The sequence below is a fragment of the Sorangiineae bacterium MSr12523 genome, assembly GCA_037157775.1.
Taxonomy (GTDB): Bacteria; Myxococcota_A; Polyangia; order Polyangiales; family Polyangiaceae; genus Pendulispora; species Pendulispora brunnea.
Window position 1 is genome coordinate 5,846,611 of the sequence record CP089982.1, and the last position, 17,764, is coordinate 5,864,374.

10 protein-coding genes are annotated in these 17,764 nt (G+C 61.9%); 5 read left to right on the plus strand and 5 right to left on the minus strand.

Translation table 11 applies throughout. The features are described 5' to 3' along the window. Window positions 1-85: 85 nt before the first annotated feature. Together LZC95_22385 and LZC95_22390 are read right to left on the minus strand one after the other, a co-directional pair. Window positions 86-562: a response regulator gene (locus LZC95_22385; protein WXA99553.1), complete on the minus strand. Its 477-nt coding sequence runs from the start codon at window positions 560-562 to the stop codon at window positions 86-88. Next, window positions 546-5,927 (minus strand): AAA family ATPase, encoded by a 5,382-nt coding sequence (locus tag LZC95_22390; protein ID WXA99554.1) that lies wholly within the window; start codon window positions 5,925-5,927, stop codon window positions 546-548. The genes LZC95_22385 and LZC95_22390 overlap by 17 nt, the downstream gene beginning before the upstream one ends. Before the next feature lie 417 nt (window positions 5,928-6,344). On the opposite strand from LZC95_22390, the gene LZC95_22395 reads away from it, so the two are divergent. After that, window positions 6,345-7,919: an Ig-like domain-containing protein gene (locus LZC95_22395; protein WXA99555.1), complete on the plus strand. Its 1,575-nt coding sequence runs from the start codon at window positions 6,345-6,347 to the stop codon at window positions 7,917-7,919. Further along, complete coding sequence (locus LZC95_22400) at window positions 7,916-8,437, plus strand: hypothetical protein (GenBank protein WXA99556.1); 522 nt, start codon at window positions 7,916-7,918, stop codon at window positions 8,435-8,437. The genes LZC95_22395 and LZC95_22400 overlap by 4 nt, the downstream gene beginning before the upstream one ends. Before the next feature lie 47 nt (window positions 8,438-8,484). On the opposite strand, the gene LZC95_22405 is transcribed toward LZC95_22400, so the two are convergent. After that, window positions 8,485-9,450, minus strand: a complete 966-nt coding sequence (locus tag LZC95_22405) for a GNAT family N-acetyltransferase (GenBank protein ID WXA99557.1) — start codon at window positions 9,448-9,450, stop codon at window positions 8,485-8,487. A 112-nt stretch (window positions 9,451-9,562) separates the two neighbouring features. Further along, window positions 9,563-9,964 (minus strand): hypothetical protein, encoded by a 402-nt coding sequence (locus LZC95_22410; protein ID WXA99558.1) that lies wholly within the window; start codon window positions 9,962-9,964, stop codon window positions 9,563-9,565. A gap of 158 nt (window positions 9,965-10,122) precedes the next feature. Between LZC95_22410 and LZC95_22415 the strand changes: the two genes are divergently transcribed. Next, a complete protein-coding gene (locus LZC95_22415) occupies window positions 10,123-10,725 on the plus strand; it encodes a YdcF family protein (GenBank protein WXA99559.1) in 603 nt (200 codons plus the stop codon). Between the two features lie 76 nt (window positions 10,726-10,801). On the opposite strand, the gene LZC95_22420 is transcribed toward LZC95_22415, so the two are convergent. Beyond that, the gene (locus LZC95_22420) at window positions 10,802-11,854 is read right to left on the minus strand and encodes an alpha/beta hydrolase (protein ID WXA99560.1); all 1,053 of its coding nucleotides are present in this window, start codon (window positions 11,852-11,854) and stop codon (window positions 10,802-10,804) included. 380 nt (window positions 11,855-12,234) lie between these two features. On the opposite strand from LZC95_22420, the gene LZC95_22425 reads away from it, so the two are divergent. After that, window positions 12,235-15,009: a winged helix-turn-helix domain-containing protein gene (locus tag LZC95_22425; protein ID WXA99561.1), complete on the plus strand. Its 2,775-nt coding sequence runs from the start codon at window positions 12,235-12,237 to the stop codon at window positions 15,007-15,009. Window positions 15,010-15,193: 184 nt separating this feature from the next. After that, window positions 15,194-17,647: a chitobiase/beta-hexosaminidase C-terminal domain-containing protein gene (locus tag LZC95_22430; protein ID WXA99562.1), complete on the plus strand. Its 2,454-nt coding sequence runs from the start codon at window positions 15,194-15,196 to the stop codon at window positions 17,645-17,647. The last annotated feature ends 117 nt before the right edge of the window (window positions 17,648-17,764 follow it).

Consider the following 17,764-nt stretch of genomic DNA (forward strand, 5'->3'; position numbering starts at 1 on the left):
GCACGATTTCAAGTACATTGGGCACGCTGCGCCTCCTCGGTGCAAGGCAACTTCGAGGGAGCCCATCGTTTTTGCGCGTGGTGCACTAACCGAGACGGGACAGCGCCTTTTGCGTCAAGTACCGGGCCATGGCGTTGGAAAGTTTGATGAAGTCGACCGGCTTGACGACGACGTCCGCCCCTCCGGCGCGGAACAATTCGTCGGACGGATAGAGACGACCGTAGGCCGTGAGAAAGATGACCGGTGTAGCAAGGACCGGTACGTCGAGCGTGTACCCAGGGAGGCCCGCGCGATCGAGGGTGCCGCGTATCAATTTCACCAGCCCGACGCCATCGAGATGCGAGCGTTTCAACTGGATATCCATGAGGATCATGTCGATGCGCTGGCCTTCGCGTTTCAGGCAGGTGCAGGCCTCCTCGTCGTTCTCCGCTTCGAGCAGTTCGTAGCGATCCTCCAGAAGCAGTCGAGCCGCCGCGAGGTTGCCCGCGTCATCGTCCACATAGAGCACGAGTGGTCGCGTCGCGGGCACGCTTTCAGGCGCCCCTTCACCTGGATTGGGCACGCTGGGCCTCCTCGATGCAAGGAAGTTGGACGTAGAATGTCGAACCGTGTCCGGGTGAGCTCTCGACCCAAATCTTGCCACGGTGCAGGTGCACGATTTCGCGCGAGATGGCCAACCCGAGCCCTGCCCCGCCGGCGTGACGCGTGTTGGTTCCATCGACTTGGTAAAAGCTCTGGAAGATCTTTTCGTGCTCGTGCAACGGAATACCAATCCCCTCATCGCGAACGGTGAAGACCACGAAACCATGGTCGTTGGAAACGGCGACATCCACGGTGCCGCCGTCGTTGGAGAACTTGATGGCATTGTCGACGAGATTGATGAGCACTTGCTGCAGCCGCCCAGGATCCGCATGGAGCTTGGACGCAATGCCATTGGAGCAAAGTCGGATGCCAATGTGCCGTTCTTCGCCAAGGCCGCGCATCTTGTCCACGACCTGTCGTACGGCTTCTTGCGCGTCGAGCTCCGTCGGCTCGATGCGCATGCGCGCGGCGTCGAGTCGGCTCATATCCAGGAGATCTTCCACGAGGCCAATGAGTTGCTCGCCATTGGTACGGACGACGCGGAGATAACCGATGGCATCCGTCCATTGTCCGCGATAAAGGCACACCTTCTGCTTGGAAAAAGGTTCGACGGCACCGCACCGGGGGCAACGCTCCGGTGACCAACTCTCGTCGCCCGAGCCCGGCGATGCCTCACCATTGGGAAGAGCCCGTGCGATGATGAGCTGCTGGCACGAGGAGCAGGTCCACGCGCCCCGTTCGGAAAGGCGGGCCGCGAGGCCGTTGGGGATGTTCACGATGGCATTGAGCGGCGTTCGGAGCTCATGAGACGTGTTGGCGAGAAATTCGGTTTTGAGGCGAGCGCTCTCGCGCGCCGCGTCGAGTGCGACGGTGAGCTTCTCGTTGTTGTCTTTCAGTGCAGAATACAAGCGGGCATTGTCGAGCGAAATGGCGGCCTGGGAAGCCAGAACGGTGAGCACGCGGACTCGGGCCACGGTGAAGGCGTCGGTGGTCTGGTTGTTCTCCAAGTACAGGACGCCGATGAGACCTCCGCCGCGCATGATGGGTACGCATAGAACGGACTTGGGGACGCGCCGCTGGACCACCTCGTCGCGTCCGAACATGGGATCGGAGATCGCGTCGTGGAGCACGCGAGGCTCGCCCGTTCTCGCGACGAAATGGACGACGGCGGGCACGAGATCGGGACACGCCTCGAGCGGGACGGAACGAATCTCGGCTTGCTCGAACGCGCGCGCGCGGGCGACCACCCGAAGCTCCACGTCTCCAGAAGGAAGGCTGCCCCGTTCCTCGGCGAGCATCAAAACGGCCGCTTCGGCGCCGGCCGCCGCGAGGCACATTTCGAGGAGCACGCCGAACACACGATCGAGCTCCATTTCGCTGGAAATCGCCTGGGATGCCTTGAAAATCGCCGCGAGATCGATCGACTCGGAAAGGTTTCCGGAGCTGCTCCACTCCGCTGACGGTACGGAGGGACGGCTGTCTTTCGGCCGAGGTATCGACGATGCTTGCGCATACATACGATCGAGTTGTGCCACTTTGCGTGCGGCGCCCCACGCGTGGTAGGCCTCGCGCGCCTCGGCGATGTAAGGGAGGCCCATCTCGCGCCGGCCGGATTCGATCAGCAGCTTGCCCGCGAGTTCGGATGCAAGCGCGGCATACTGCCGAAAACCTTGCCGGCTCGCTGCGCGGCTCGCATCATCGAGCAGGGTGAGCGCGCGCCAGGAATCGCCGCCCGCACGCGCCACGGCAGCCTCGAGGATCCAATGCATGTGCCGAAAGTTGGCCGGGCATGTCTCGGCCCACCGCGAAAGCCTTTGCCGGCACGCCTCGATCGCCTCCGCACCTTCGCCGGCATCTCCGATATCGAGCCATGCGAGCGCATAGAAGAGGGCGTGCGGGGCATTTTGAATGAGGCCCCGCATGTAGGCCAGATTTTTCTCGGCCTTTTGGCACCACTCGAGGGCGCGCGGAACCTCACCATGAAGGTACAGCGCCTGCGCCATTTCGATGTAAAGGATCGTGACTTGCGTCCCCTGCCCTTCGTTCTTCTTCAACCACGAAGTGACGTCGACGTCGCCGAGCGAAAAGACGCACTCGCCCGAGGTCTTCCCGAGCAGATTGAGAACCCGAAACTGAATGGCTTCGAGAAAGCTGCGCGCCACATCGTTGCGTGTTTGGCTCGCAAAGCGCAAAGCCTCGCCAATCTCTCGATTCACCTCCGCAAGCGGTTCACCGAGATGAAGAAGATTGATGGCCCGGAACATCAAATTGTATCCAGCCCATTGCAATTCGCCGGCATCGAGCCCACAGCGATAGCCTTCGTCGAAGAAAGGCAAACTCGCTTGAAGGTGCTCCATCCACGGCGAGAGGAACGCCCCCATGTGCGTGCCGTCTTTGCACGTGTGCGAGCGTTCGTCGTGCTTTTCGCTGAGCCGCCAGCCGAGCATGCCATACTCGTAGCCGTCGCGGTACGCATCGCATCGGGAACTCAGGAAAATACCGAACATGGCATATGCCGTCGACGACTCCGGGCAGTTTCCATGCGTAATCGATAGATTGGCAAGTTTGGCGGCCAGAACTCCGTCGAGCTCTTGGTTCGTCATGTACGAACTCGGGAGCATGCCGACGAGCAAGCGCATCGCGACGAGAATCGCGGGGGCGGTCATTTCCGGCAGATCGATGAGAGAAGCGATGGGGCGCCCGGCCCTGCCCCGTTCGATTCCCTTCAGTTCGATGTCGAGCGCCGCGTCCAGATCCCCGTTTTCGTCGATATCGATCCCCAGGGCGCGCAATCCGGTACAGCCCCACCGGAGGACGTCTCGATGCTTCGTTTCGAGCGTGTAGAGCCACAAAAGCAATTTGCAAACTTCGGCGCGTTCGATTGGTGTGCGCGCACGATCCATGAGCTCGAGGCTGACCTTCTCCGCGAGCTCGAAGTGGCCGAGCAAATATTCGATTTCGGCCAGCTCGAGGCGCATGCCCATGTTGGTTTCGTGTTCTTGTTCCCAAGGGCCCACGCACGCGAGGCCCGCTTGGTAATACGCACTCGCGGCAGCATAGGCATTGGCGCGCTTGGCGTGCTGCCCGGCCAACAAATTGAGGTGCGCGAGCGTGCGTCGCTCGACGGGGGTGACGAGCTCCCGGGCCGCGTTCAGATGGTCGGCGATGGCGAAAATGTGCTCCTCGTCGGCCCCGGCGCGCTCGAGCAAACGGCGACCGATGCGCAAATGCGATTGCTTCCGCGCTTCGACGTCCTCCGAGTCGTAGGCGGCCTGCTGGACGCGGTCGTGCAAGAAGCGGAATTGGCGATGGACGAGTGCGGGGGTGGCATCGCCCGTGGTGGTTTCGAGACCGGAGGTCGGAAGAACGAAACCAGCGTGGAGCGCAGGCAAAAGCTTGGCGTAAGCTGCCTCCTCGGATGCATCGCAGATCCAGGCCAAGGTCTTGATGTCGAATTGATTGCCGATGCAAGCGGCGAGGTGCACGGTACGAAGGCACTCGGCCGAAAGGGAGCAGAGGCGCCGTGCCAGCAAATCGGCGACGTTCTCGGTGACGTTGCGCGCGAGAATGGCCCCGGGTGTCCACGTGAAATAACGTGCGGCGGAATCGAAGGTCAGCACGCCGTCGGCGTGGAGAGCGCGAAGGAACTGATTGACGAAAAAGGGATTGCCATCGGTTTTCTGCCGCAGCAACTCGACCAGGGGCTCGACATCGTCCTTGCTCCGATGGAGGACGTCGGAGCAGAGCTCGGCCATGTCGGCCGGCTCGAGGGGGCCAAGTGCGATGTCCTCCAAGACGAATTGCTCGGCCCTTCTGTCGTCGATGAACCCCTTGAGCGGATGGGCCGGCCCCACCTCGTTGTTGCGGTAGGCCCCGATGACCAAGAGATTGCGCCGCCCGTCGGCAGGCACGAACACTTCGAGAAGGCGGAGCGACGCGGAGTCGATCCACTGGAGGTCGTCGATGAAGAGCACGAGCGGGTGCTCGGGTTGGCAGAGCACATCGAGAAACTTGCCAAAAACGAGATTGAATCGATTCTGCGTCTCGATGGTGCCGAGCTTTGGCACCTCGGGCTGCGGCCCCAGCAGCCGTTCGAGATCGGGAATGACGTCGAAAAGCGCGCGCGCTTTGTTGCCAAGGGCCCCGACGATCTCGCTTCGCCACGCCGTGAGACTCTGTTGCGGTTCGCACAGGAGCTGCTGGACCAGCTCGTGGAACGCCTCGGTGATGGCCGCATACGGAACACTGCGGCGCAGCTGATCGAATTTCCCCGAAATGAAATAACCGCGGCGGCGGCCGACCGGAACGTGAAGCTCCCGGATGAGCGAGGTTTTTCCGATTCCGGAGTACCCTGAAACGAGGACCAACTCACATGGCCCATCCACCGTGCGCTCGAACGCGGCCACCAGCCGCGCAATCTCCCATTCGCGCCCATACAGCTTTTGCGGGATGGAGAAGGCGTTGAGAATATCGTCTTCGCCCAACGGAAAACTCTCCTCGCGGTTCGTGAGTCCGATGGCGATGCAGCGCTCGAGGTCCGCCTTGACGCCCATGGCGCTCTGGTATCGATCCTCGGGATTCTTCTCGAGCAACTTCAGGACGATGTCGGAGACGGACCGCGGAATGGTTGGGTCGACGTCGGCCGGAGGCTTGGGGCGTCGCGCCAGGTGCGCATGCACCCATTCGAGTGCATCGCTACCGAGGAACGGCACGCGGTGGGTCAACAGTTCGTAGAGCGTCACCCCCAGTGAATACAAATCGGTCCGATGATCGATGGCTCGATTCATGCGGCCCGTCTGCTCGGGTGAAATGTAGGCGAGCGTGAACTCACGCTCCAAAGGGACCTGCTGGCTTGCGTCGCTGGAGACAGGTGTGGTCAGCGTCGTGCTGGCTCCGAAGTCGATGAGTTTGGCCTCGCCGGACTGGGGGCAAAATACGATGTTGGCGGGCTTGACGTCGTTGTGAACGATTTGGGCGCCATGGATCGCATCGAGCGCCGAGCAGATTTGGACGATGATTCGAATCGTCTGCTCGACGGAGAACGCCCGCTCGGCTGCAAGCTTGTCGAGGGACGTGGCGCCAAAATCTTCCAGCACGAGAAATGTCGTTCCTTCGTCCGTGCGGAGCTCGTGGGCACGTATGACCCGAGAGGATCGAACACGCTGAACGGTTTCGAATTCGTGGCGATATCGCGCACGGTCTTCGCGGCGCGCACTCGTTCCTTGCAGCACCTTCAGGACGACCGTTCCCGACTCCGAGTTGCCCGTCGCCACTCGGCGCGCGCGCCAAACGACGGAGCGGGCGCTCTCGGAAATCGTCGCCTCGATCGTGAATCCTTCGACCATCTCTCCCCCGAAAGGCCAATGGTGGCATGAGATGCGTTTCAAGCCCAGCCAGGCCGTCGCGCTATGTCCCGAGCCACGCCTGCCTCGGAACAAAACGTTTCAACTGAGGCGATCTCGGCGACGCGAAATAGCGACGAGCGCAGTCCCCTCGCCGCGCGAAAACGCGATTCTGCGCCCTCGTCTTCGAGCGAGAAGACGTTGCGGCGGCACCGCACACCTTCCACCACGTCGGAAAAAAGGCCCGCGACATCTTGCTCGTCGTTCAGAGAAAACGGTACCGTCGCGCGCGTGCGGTCGGGACTGGACCAATGGCGAATCGTCGACACGTTCCGTAGGGAATGGAGATTCTGGATCGTCCCACCCGACGATCGCCGTACGACCGCGCGCGTCTCGCGCTGGGACTTACCCGGGGAACCCTTGTTTCACCTCATTCCGCAAGCTTTCTCCGACTGGGGTGCGCGGGACGATGAAACCGCGCGCGATCTTTTATCCATCTACGACGCCCTCACCGGCTCCCGCCTGTACGAGGTGCTCCCCCAGCCCACTGTGGACCGGCGACGCCGCTTGCATGGCTTCCAAGCGGAACTCAGCCGGGTCCTCTACGGTGCCTTGGAGGCGGGCATCCTCCGCTTCGAGCGGCATGAAGTATCGTGGCCATTTCCGGAGAACGACGAGAAGCCGGCGGAGCGCAAACCGCAATCCGAGGTGCAAGAGCGGCCGGGTACCTTCACCGCACGTGTCGTCGACCCCGTCGGCGATGCTGTCGATGGCATCGAGCTACTCTTCGAAGCACAGGGTCAACAGAAGAAGGTGCCGACGGACGCCTCGGGCGTCGCGCGTTGGACGGTTACTGCATCGGAGGCCACGGTGCGGATCGCGAACGTCGAATCGGTTCGCCAGAAGCTGATCGATCGATGGACCGCCGCACGCAAACGGAAGACCCCCGAAGGTCCCGAGGTGACCATTTGCGAACTCGAGGACGATGTTCCTCCGTTCACGGTCAGGGACGCCGTCCAACATACCCTGCTCCTCGAGCCGCCGCGAATGGAGATCCCCGAGCAGAAGGAATCCGTCGTGGGCAGTGATGAGCCAATCCTCCTTGCATCGAACGACCCAAACTTCATACCCGGCGGTGGAGTCCGAGCCCAACACGAGAAACGCGGAAAGGACACGAGTCCAGCAAACGAACCACCGGACGTGTACGCGTCGTTCCGCCAAGTCGATTCGCCATCTGCGCCCGACATCGCCTTCGATCATGGATTCTTGGACGACGGAAATGGCAATATCGACCCCGCCAAGCGTCGAGCCGCTACCGCAGAGGACAAGCTGGCGAAACGGAAGTGGGAATTCATCTTGGCGGGCGCGATCCTTCTGCGCCCCGACCTCTACGACGGAAGCTTCGCGTACGATCACTTCATCCACGGAAACGGCGAGGACTGGAAGTTCGACTTCGAGCGATACGTCAGCTCTACGCGAAATAAAGCGGTTCCCGATGTGGCCGTCGATGGGTCGGGAGTAACGACACTCGAGTCGATCATCGAAGACGCACGCGCCGGTGCTATCGAGATTCACGACCGGCTTTCTAGGCCGACATTCGTCATGCAGACCGACGGTGTGACGTGCGGTGATTCCGCGCGCTATCCATATCCGGCGACCGAGAACTGGCAGAAGTCCGTCGGTGGATTCACGATTTGGATGGAAGCGACTGTGACCGTGCAGATGGATCCGGCCGCAGGCACTCGGCATTTCACCGTCGACCTGACCGTGCACGGCGCTGACCGTTACAACTTCGACCCAAGGAAGAAAGACATGGGTAGCGGCACGCCGGACGCCGTGAATGGTCGCTTCGAGGTGAGTGGCCTCGGACATGAGTTCATGCAATATGGCACGTTGAAGAGGACGATCTCCTTCACGGTGGCTTTGCGTCACAACGCGGACCCTCGTGCCAAGCCGGGTGACCAGAACGTCAAAAAGCCCGGAGGGCGAGCGTGACGGTGCAGCGTCGATGGACACTGGTCGTCCAGAGTCTTCTGGCGGCCCTAACCATCCTTTCCACCGGCTGTTCCCGAGACAAGCCCCCCAGCCGCAAGCCGGCGCCCGTGCTCGTCAGCACGGATATCGAGAAGCTCCGAGAGATCATCAACGTTCCGAGTATTCCGATTCGAAACGGCCGCTGGGTGGAAATGCCGCTCGGCCAGGCGGACGAAAGCTCCTTATTGCCCGGCCCGACCGATCTCGGGTTGTACGTGTACCTCGAGCTGGACGCCGCGGGCTGGACGGAGCTCGAGCAGAGCATTGGCCCTGCTCAGGGAACGCGCACCATCGTTGTACGTACCGAGATTGCGTCCGCGATTCTGGGGCCCGTCGTCACCGAGCTGCCGGACGCCGGGGCTGCACGTGCCGTCACCGGACCGAAGTACGACGCTTCCAAAATGCGGCGTGGCACGTATCGCCCTGGCGGGGCCATACGCTTTCACGATGGTTTGCTCATGACCTTTGCCGCGCTCTGACATGATGGGCCGCCGCCAGATTCAACGCGGCGCGCTTCGGTGGCGGTTCATACGGTATGTGCCGCCGAGTGCACGAGACGGCATGCGAAATTGTGGTAACCGAGACGCGCGAAAGCTTTGGCCATCGGGCGGTTGCCTAGATCCGTGTCGGCACGGATGACGGCGGCGCCCACTTGCTCGACCAGCAACCGAGTGATCTCGGCGAGGATGCGGTCGGCGTGGCCACGACCACGATATTCGGGAAGGACGCCGAGGTAGCCCACGACGTGGAAGTCGGAGTTGCGGGAGGGAATGCCAAAGCCGACGACGGCGCCGTTCTCGTCCGTGGCGACGCGCCACCAGTCGCGTTGTCCGAGCATTTGCTCTTTCAGAAAGTGGATGTCGCCTCGAGCCTGCGCCTCGGCGCCCAGGATGACTTTGTTGGCAGCGGACGCAGCGTCGAGCGTGCCCTCGAGGGTCCTGATGAAAAGGTCGACGAAGACCTCGTCGTCAGGTTCGGGGCGGAAGATGAGCCGCCCATCTCGAGGTGGCAAGGGGCTTTCGGAGGTCCACTCGTAGCGGAGGCGCTCGATCACATGGGTGAGCCCCGCGCGGCGGGCCGCCTCCTGACGCCAGGCGAGCGATTCGACGACGGCCGGGGCGTCGCGCCAGTTGGCGGGGACAAAGACGTGGTACTCGGGGGCTTCGCCGAAGGCCTCATGGGCCGCAGCAAGGAGCGCGGCGGAAAGTTCGATTCGCGATTCTCTCGTGAATGACGGGATGGCGTAGAAGCCATCGAGGGCGCTGGGAGCCTTGGATTCGCTCCGCGGGCCCCACCAGATGGCGACGGCGAGAAGGTCACCCTCGGCCGACTCGGCAAGCCACGTCCATTCGAGACGGTACTCACCTGTTTCGAGGTTGGCTCGATAGCTGTCTTTGGTGACCGTGCAGGCCGGGTCGGCCGTAAGGAGTTCCACAATGCGGTCCAGATCGGACGGCGTGGCGGAGCGGAAGGTTGCACCGCTGCGAATCAAGGGAGCCTCCCGGGTATGGTGTAAAAGGCGACCTCGCGCGCGAGCGCGTCGGATACGAGACACGCCGCAAAACCCGCCAATGCCGATGAGCTCAAGGTCGTGAATGGGAATGTCATGGCGAGTCTTCGCGCGAAAAGATGAGCGGGTAAACGACGGTGATCGTCCCGGATGGAGGCACTTGGGATGGAGGCGGAAAGGACAAGTGTTCGAATTCGTGCACGATGCATTGGGCGACGAAACGAACCGTGATGCGGCCCTCGAGGGACGGCTTCCCTTTTCGCCCCTCTTGGTAACACGCGAGAAAGTGCCCAAAGGACGCCCGGACGGTCCGCTGGATGGCGCAGGGGTACGTTGCCGGCCCACCGTCAGGCGAGTCTGCACAGACCTTCAAGGGGCCGATCAGCCCGTACTTCGCCGTATCCTCGAGCTCGGCGGGTGGCTGCGCGCCGCCGCAGGCCAACGACAGCAGTGGAACGACAAGCCGGACGACGGCTGGCATCGGCGGAAGGCGCATGGTGAACTCCTACCCGATAGATCGGCCGCACGGAGCTCGAATTGCGACTTCCTTCTCGAGCCCACATCGCTCCGCACCCGGCCAGTTGCGCCGGCGAGCCGGGCGAGGTACTCGTTTCCCATCAAAGGCGGCGCGGGTGACGAGCGCTCGCAGGAATCATGACCTCGAATCTCCGTCGCACGCTTCTCGCGCTGGTCGCGGTTCTTTCGCTCGCTTTTCTGGGCCTCGCCATTCGCATCGACCGCTTCGGTCAGGAAGATCATGCCAGCCCGGCCGATGCCATGGTCGTTCTCGGCGCGCGGGTTCTATCCGATGGAACGCCTTCCGCTCCGGTGCGTGCGCGCGTCGAAAAGGCGGTCGATCTCTACAAGCACCATCTCGCGCCGGTCGTGTACTTCTCTGGAGGACTCGGCGACAATTCGCCAACCGAAGCCGAGGCCATGTGCGCCTATGCCGTGTCCCTAGGCTTACCGCCATCGGCCGCCCGTCTCGAACCCGAGAGCCACTCGACCAGGGAGAACGCCCAGCGCACGGCTCGACTCCTTCGGGAAGCGGGCCATCGACGCGTGCTGGTCGTGTCCGACCCGTATCACCTCTTGCGCGCACGGCAGTATTTCCGACTCGAGGGCTTCGAAGTGACCACGAGCCCCGCGCTTGCTTCGGACCGGAACGTCCATCCAACGGCCCGCGCCTATTGGACCATGCGCGAGACGGCAGCCTTGGTGCTGCATCCCAGCGTGTTGCTCGCCCCGCCGCCGTGACGACCACCCAAATGGCGGCGCGAGACCGGCGGCGAGGCCCGCATCATGTGGAGTTCCGAGACGCTACACCGCGTCTCTAGAACGCGTCGACGTCGACGACAGCTTGCGCGAAGGCCTGCGGTGCTTCCAACGGAAGGTTGTGGCCGATGCCACCCTCGACGGTCCGATGTTCGTACTTGCCCACGAAGCGGTCACGATAGGACGCGGGCTCCGGATGCGGCGCACCATTGGCGTCTCCCTCGAGGGTGATCGCGGGCACCTTGATAACGGGACGGACGGCGAGCTGCCTTTCCAAGTCGTCATATTGCGCCTCCCCGGGGGCCAGGCCGTAGCGCCAGCGATAATTGTGAATGACAATCGCCGTGTTATCTTGGTTGTCGAGTGTCGTGATGCTTCGTTGGAAGATAGCCTCGTCGAAATTCCACTTTGGCGAATGCAGCTTCCACATGAACCGCCCGAATTCGCGCTTGTTTTTCTCGTAGCCCACCGGGCCGCGTTCCGTCGCGAAGTAGGAGGCGTACCACCATTGGTACTCGGTCTCGGCGCTCGCCGGCGCTTTGGCGGCGTCGACATTGGTCAGTAAGTACCCGCTCACACTCACCATGGCCTTGCAGCGTTCCGGCCATAGAGCAGCGATGATGCAGGCCGTCCGGGAGCCCCAGTCCACACCGCCGATGATCGCCTTCTGGATCCCAAGCGCATCCATGAATGCGATGATGTCGCGGGCAACGGCCGACTGCTGGGCATTGCGGACGGTGCTGCTCGAGAGGAACCGTGTGGTGCCATGACCACGCAAATTCGGGACAAGCACCCGATATCCCGCTTCCGCCAGCAAGGCTGCCACATCGACGAAGCTGTAGATGGCATAGGGCCAGCCGTGCAGAAGAATGACCGGCGGACCATCGGGAGGCCCCGATTCTCCATATCCGATATCCAGCACGCCGGCGTTGATCTGTTTCAGCGCACCGAACGACGTATTCGTCCCCGGCTTGACGGGGGGCAGCCCGCCGGGCCTGACGGTGTCGGCCTGCGCTTTCGAGCAGCCCAACATGCCCACTTGGGTGGCGGCAAATGCCATGGCGGCGGCACCAAAAAAACGACGGCGATCAAGGTCGATTCTTTCGGACATGTATCTCTCTCTCGTTGGTTCGAGGGGGCTCGAACTCGATTTGGAAGCCACTTTGGCGTGAGACACGTGCGTTGACCCGTTAATGCCTGTTAATCGATCGTCACGCGGCCTTTACAGGCGCCGTTCTGACACGTCTGCGGCCCTGTCCGTAGCGGTCTCGAGGACAAATTCCTCGAGCGGATCGTCCCCTACATGAATGCCATCTACGCAGAAGACTTTCTCGATTTCCGCTCACGAGACGAGCATATTTCCCACGGCACCAAGAATGGGTAGACCGTGCGGTAAGTAGTCGGCTTTTACGGGAATACCGTGACGATCGAATACTCGATGCCGTATCTCGTATCACCACGCGCCGTGGCACCGAGAAAACAGAGGTGAGCGTGATAGGCTATTCCTTCGGCAAATTTCGCTTCGTGCCGCAGACTCGCAGTTTGCGCTTGGGCGATGAGCCATTGCGTCTCGGCCGGCGGGCGCTCGACGTTCTTCGCATTCTGGTCGAACGCGCAGGCAGCGTCGTTACGGTGGATGAACTCCTGACGCTGGCCTGGTCCGATAACGTCGTCGAGGCGGCGAACCTGCGCATCCAAATCATGGGCCTTCGGAAGCTGCTTGCCCGCGGGGAGCAACCGTCGGATGCCATCGAAACCGTGCCAAATGGCTATCGATTCTCGATTCCCGTCACACGGTTGTCGGACGAGGCGGACGAGGCGGACGAGGCGGACGAGGCGCCGTCGTCCTCCGAACGACCCTCGAACAATCTGCCCGAATTGCTCGCCACCACATTGGGACGCGCTGAAGTGATTGCGCGCTTGGCGCATTCATTGACGGAAGACCGCCTGGTCACGATTGCTGGGCCCGGTGGTGTCGGCAAAACGACCGTGGCCATTGCCGTGGGGCGGAAATGCCTGCCGCGTTTCTCCGATGGCGTCTGGTTCATCGACTTCGCGTCCCTTGCCGATCCGGCGCTCGTCGTGAGCGCATTGGCCTCCGTGTTCGGGATCGGCGTGCTTTCGAACGAGCCCATGGCCGGTCTGCTTTCGCATTTGCGAGGAAAGAAGATGCTGCTCGTGCTCGATACATGCGAGCACGTGGTGGACTCGGTGACGGGCTTGGTGGAGTCGTTGCTTTCGCAGCTACCCCGGCTTCACATTCTCACGACCAGCCGCGAAGTTTTGCGTGCAACGGGAGAATCGGCCCATCACCTTCCGCCACTCTCGCATCCTGTGAGCACCGAAGGTCTGACCGAAGCGGACTTGCTTTCGTATCCCGCGGTGGCTCTCTTCGTTCAACGCGCACGCGCAAACCTCGGTCGATTCGAATTGAACGATGGCGATGCCGCGATCGTCGCGACGATCTGCGGTCGCCTCGACGGCATGCCCTTGGCCATCGAGTTCGCGGCCGCTCGCGTGGGCGAGCTCGGTCTTCGCGAGATTGTCGCGCGGCTCGACGATCGATTCAGTGTGTTGACGCAAAGCCCGCAAACGGCGGTTCCGCGGCACAGGACCTTGGCGGCTACATTGGAGTGGAGTTACGACTTGCTGCCGCCCGAAGAGCAAACGATGCTCAAGCAGCTCTCGGTCTTCCGTCGTGAGTTCACCGCCGATGCGGCGGTCGCCGTGGCGGATCCCCAATGGCCACGCTCCGCCACGTTGACGTACCTATCGAACCTCTTCGCCAAATCACTGGTCACCGTCGACGTCAGTGCAGAGGTTCCAGTTTACCGATTATTGGACACTCCCCGAGCATTTGCGAGCAAAGCGCTGACCAACGACGAATTGCACGAGGCTTCGCGACGTCACGCCATGTGGGTCGTCGCATTGCTTCAAGCCGGGGAAGCCGATTTCGAGTCCGCGAACTACTCTCACTTGATCGAGCGCCATCGCAACTTGATTGACGATCTCCGCGGCGCAATGGACTGGGCTTTCTCCGAATCCGGCGATCGCGACCTGGGCCTGCGGCTCGTGGGACGATCCATCTTGCTTTGCTACACCCTGTGTCTCTTCGGCGAATTCGCACAGCGACTGAAAGTTCTCTTCGAGCACATTCCCGAAACCGCCACGACGGATCCCATCACGTTGTCGCGCCTGTGGGCCCTTTACGGGCACGCGATGTGGCAAACAGGGGAGTCCATCGATGACGTGACGAGTGCTTTTCGAACGGCGTCCGAGGTGGCTCGAAGCGGGGGAGCGCTCGATTTGCAACTCTATGCGCTCTACGGACTTCATCTTGCTTTCAGCTACAATGGTGATTACGCAGAGTCCATGTCCGCGGTACAGGAATGTGTATCCATCGCACAGGCACCTTCCTCGCCGCTCGTCGCGCTCACGCATCGGAGGATGAGCGCCCATGCCCTTCAGAGCATGGGCGATCTGGCGGGCTCGCGGGCCATCGCCGAAGGCGTGCTGATGGACGCGAAGGAGCTCACCGGGCATGGGCACGCGTGCGGCACGCAAGTCGCGTCGACCGTGGACATTCGACCGATTCTTGCTCGCACTCTGTGGTTGCAAGGTCATCCAAAGCAAGCATGGGAATGTGCCCATGAATGTGTCGGGCTCGCACGCACGGACGAACAGGTCGCCTCGCTCTTGAACGCGATCTCCGTCGGAGTGCTTCCCATCGCGTTTTGGACCGGCAACATGGCTGCGGCAAGAGAATTCGCGGACGCGCTTCTCGTGTCCTCGTTGGAGCACTCCGTCCTCCTTACGTATCGCTTCGCTCGAACCTACCTGGCTGTCTTGGATGGCACGTTCGACGCCAGCCAGGAACCACTGGGTGGTGCGTATCTCGCCGACCTCATTGCAACCATGGATGAAGGAGCGGCTACGGAATCCGCACTTGTCCGCGCCAGCGTGGGCTACGAGCGATGGTGCACGTCCGAGCTGCTCCGTGTTCGTGCTGCACGACTTCTTGCCCAGGGGGATGGCCAATACGATGTGCAAGCCGAGGCACTGCTTCGCCGATCGCTCGATGTCGCGCGGCGCCAGAAGGCGCTGGCCTGGGAACTGCGAACCGCAACGACCCTCGCAAAGCACTGGCAACGTGGAAATCGCCGCACCGAGGGGGCCGAGCTGCTCTCCACGGTCTACGAGCGTTTCACCGAGGGCTTCGACACTCGAGATTTGACACGCGCCGCGACCATCCTTGCGGGAGTTTGATCGCCAATTTGCTCAGCTCGCTCGTGGGGCGAGTGTCGATTTGGAGCACGATCTCGAGTGCGCGGTCGAAAGACAATGTGGGAGCGGTCGCTCCAGCGTGGGGTGGACCGAAACACATATGATTTTTCGCGAACTTATTCGAAGAAGTGGGGCTCAGGTAAGCGTGTATCTTGCAGCTGTGGTCATGGCAACATCGATCGTGGCCGTCGCGGGGTGTGGAGGCAGTGACGGGGCGAGCGTGCTGCCGCCCGACGGAGGGCAGAATGACGGGGGGCCAAAACCGCAGCCCGATGCGGGGGATGCGGGCGATGGCGATGCGTCGCCTCCCGACGACACGGTGGCGATACCGGAGTTCACCCCTGCACCGGGGACGTTCATCGGGCCCCAGGATGTAGCCCTCCACTCGGCGACGGCGGGGGCGACCATTCGCTATACATTGGACGGCACGACGCCCGATTCGACATCGCGCATTTACACGGCGCCGATTGGCGTCGCGAAGTCGATGACCATCAAGGCCGTCGCACAAAAGGCCGGAGCAAAGGATTCCGAAGTTCGAACCGGCGCATACGTCATCAATGTCTTTCCCGGCAATGCTCAGCCGGTTCAGTTCGAACAAGGTAGGGGAACTTATCCAAACGATGTCGAAGAGTCCCTCTCGAGCGAAACCACGGGGGCGACGATTTGTTACACGATGAACGGCCGAGCACCGTCGTGCCAATTCGACGGCGCCGAGGCACGTTGCGCGGCGGGCTCCATGGCTTACGACAAGCCGATCCACGTCGGGGCGACCGGTACGCAGATTCGAGCCATCGCTTGCAAAGGCGGTTTGCACCCATCGACCGAACGCGATGCGATCTACACCCTCGCCGCGGACGCGCCGACGTTCGATCCTACGCCGGCCAATTACAATCCAGCGTCGCCCGTCCCGGTGACGTTGGCCACCAAAACGAACGGCGGCGAAATCCATTACACGCTCGACCGCTCGGAGCCGAATTGCCAGAGCGCCCTCAAGTTCGTCGAGAGCGGTACGTTGCCGACAATCACGGCAGATACGACCGTCAAAGCGATCACATGCAAGAGCAATTACGTCACGAGCGCCATCGCAACGGAGACGTATTTGGGAGAGACGTGCGTCGGCAGCTTCGACATCGTGGAGACCCCTCGGCTTCAGGAGCTCTCACGGTGCAAGCACATCACGGGCTCGCTCACGATCCATGGCAATGGAATCGGCGACATCTCACCGCTCGGGCGCCTCGAGAGTGTCGATGGCGATTTGACCGTCACTGGGACGACCGCAACGTCATTGAACGGGCTCGAGAAATTGGCCGCCGTTGGCGGGTACCTCGTCATCTCCGGCAATTCGGGGCTCGCGCAGCTCGAGGCGCTCTCCGCGTTGCAGACCGTTGGGCAGGAGCTATTCGTTTCCAAGAATGCCATCATCAAGTGGACCGGACCTGCCAGCCTGCGCAAAGTCGGTTCTCTCAAAATTAGCGAGGAGCCGAAGCTTCAGCGCCTCGAGGGATTCTCCGGGCTCGCGGAAATCCTTGGCCGCCTCACGGTCGCCCAGAATGCATCACTCGTAGCGATCGACGCCATGCCGGCGCTGGTCACCCTGACGAGCGGGGCGAATTTCGACTACAACAGCGTGCTCGAAAGCGTCGCGGGCTTCGGAAGCATGCGGAGCATCGACGGTGGCGTGAGCATCCTCTCGAACCCTGCCCTCACGCGCTTTCAGGCTTTTTCGCAGGCAACAAGGATCGTCGGCGCACTCACCATCGAGCAAAATCCGGAGCTGGCGGAGTTGGACCTCGGGAAGCTGAGCACGATCGAGGGACCGTTGACGCTCAAGGGAGATCTGCAGGCACTCACCTCTCTGGCAGGATTGAGCAGCTTGACGCAGGCCAAATACCTTTACCTGGAGGGCAAGTTCGGTTTTACGAACCTCCACGGCCTGGAGAAATTGACCTCTGTCGACGGGGTGGTTTCCATTTCCGGTACGCAGGGCCTGGTCGATCTGTCCGGTTTGGACAATCTACGAGACGCCGGCACACTGTGGATTCACGGCAATCCGCAACTCCAACGCCTGCGCGGTCTGGAGAAGCTCGAAAAGATCACGTCACCGAGAGGTGCGGGGCTTTCGGTCCAGGACAACTATGTTCTGTCCGAACTCGGCAGCTTGGACGCTCTTACCGACGTCGCCGGCGGCGTCGGCATTGGAAACAGTCCGAAACTGAAGCGCCTCAATGGTCTCCGAAAATTGGCCAAAGTTGGTGGCGGGTTGGTCATCAGCCAAGCCGACACCCTGGCCAGCGTGGCCGAGCTTTCGTCATTGACCTCGGTGGGCGACGTTTTGAGCATCCTGGATTGCAACGCCTTGCCGAATTTGAACGGTCTTGGCGCCGTGCGTTCGATTGGCCACAGCCTCACCATCCGGAACAACAAATCCCTGACGCGCGTCGACGATCTCACGCAGCTCACCGACTTGCTCGGCAGCTTCACCGTCAGAGAGAACCCCACACTGCCCATGTGCCAACCAACCCGTCTTGCCGACAGGCTTCGCGCGGAGGGCTATCGCGGGACGGTGGATATCCGTGACAACGGGGGCACCGGCAGCTGCGGCGAGGCTCCTTTGCGTTAGGGTCGCAGCACGACGAATCTCCGCAAAGCTCGCTCAGCAAGCGCCACTCGGGTGGGCCGGTCGAACCGATCGCAGGAGCCGTATCCAGCTCCTCGAAGACGGCCGCCCACCCGCGAG

Bases quoted from the DNA above. Each gene is read 5' to 3' on its own strand.
- LZC95_22420 (WXA99560.1), bottom strand. From the start codon at position 11,854: ATGTCCGAAAGAATCGACCTTGATCGCCGTCGTTTTTTTGGTGCCGCC.
- LZC95_22430 (WXA99562.1), top strand. From the start codon at position 15,194: ATGGCAACATCGATCGTGGCCGTCGCGGGGTGTGGAGGCAGTGACGGG.
- LZC95_22390 (WXA99554.1), bottom strand. From the start codon at position 5,927: ATGGTCGAAGGATTCACGATCGAGGCGACGATTTCCGAGAGCGCCCGC.
- LZC95_22410 (WXA99558.1), bottom strand. From the start codon at position 9,964: ATGCGCCTTCCGCCGATGCCAGCCGTCGTCCGGCTTGTCGTTCCACTG.
- LZC95_22415 (WXA99559.1), top strand. From the start codon at position 10,123: ATGACCTCGAATCTCCGTCGCACGCTTCTCGCGCTGGTCGCGGTTCTT.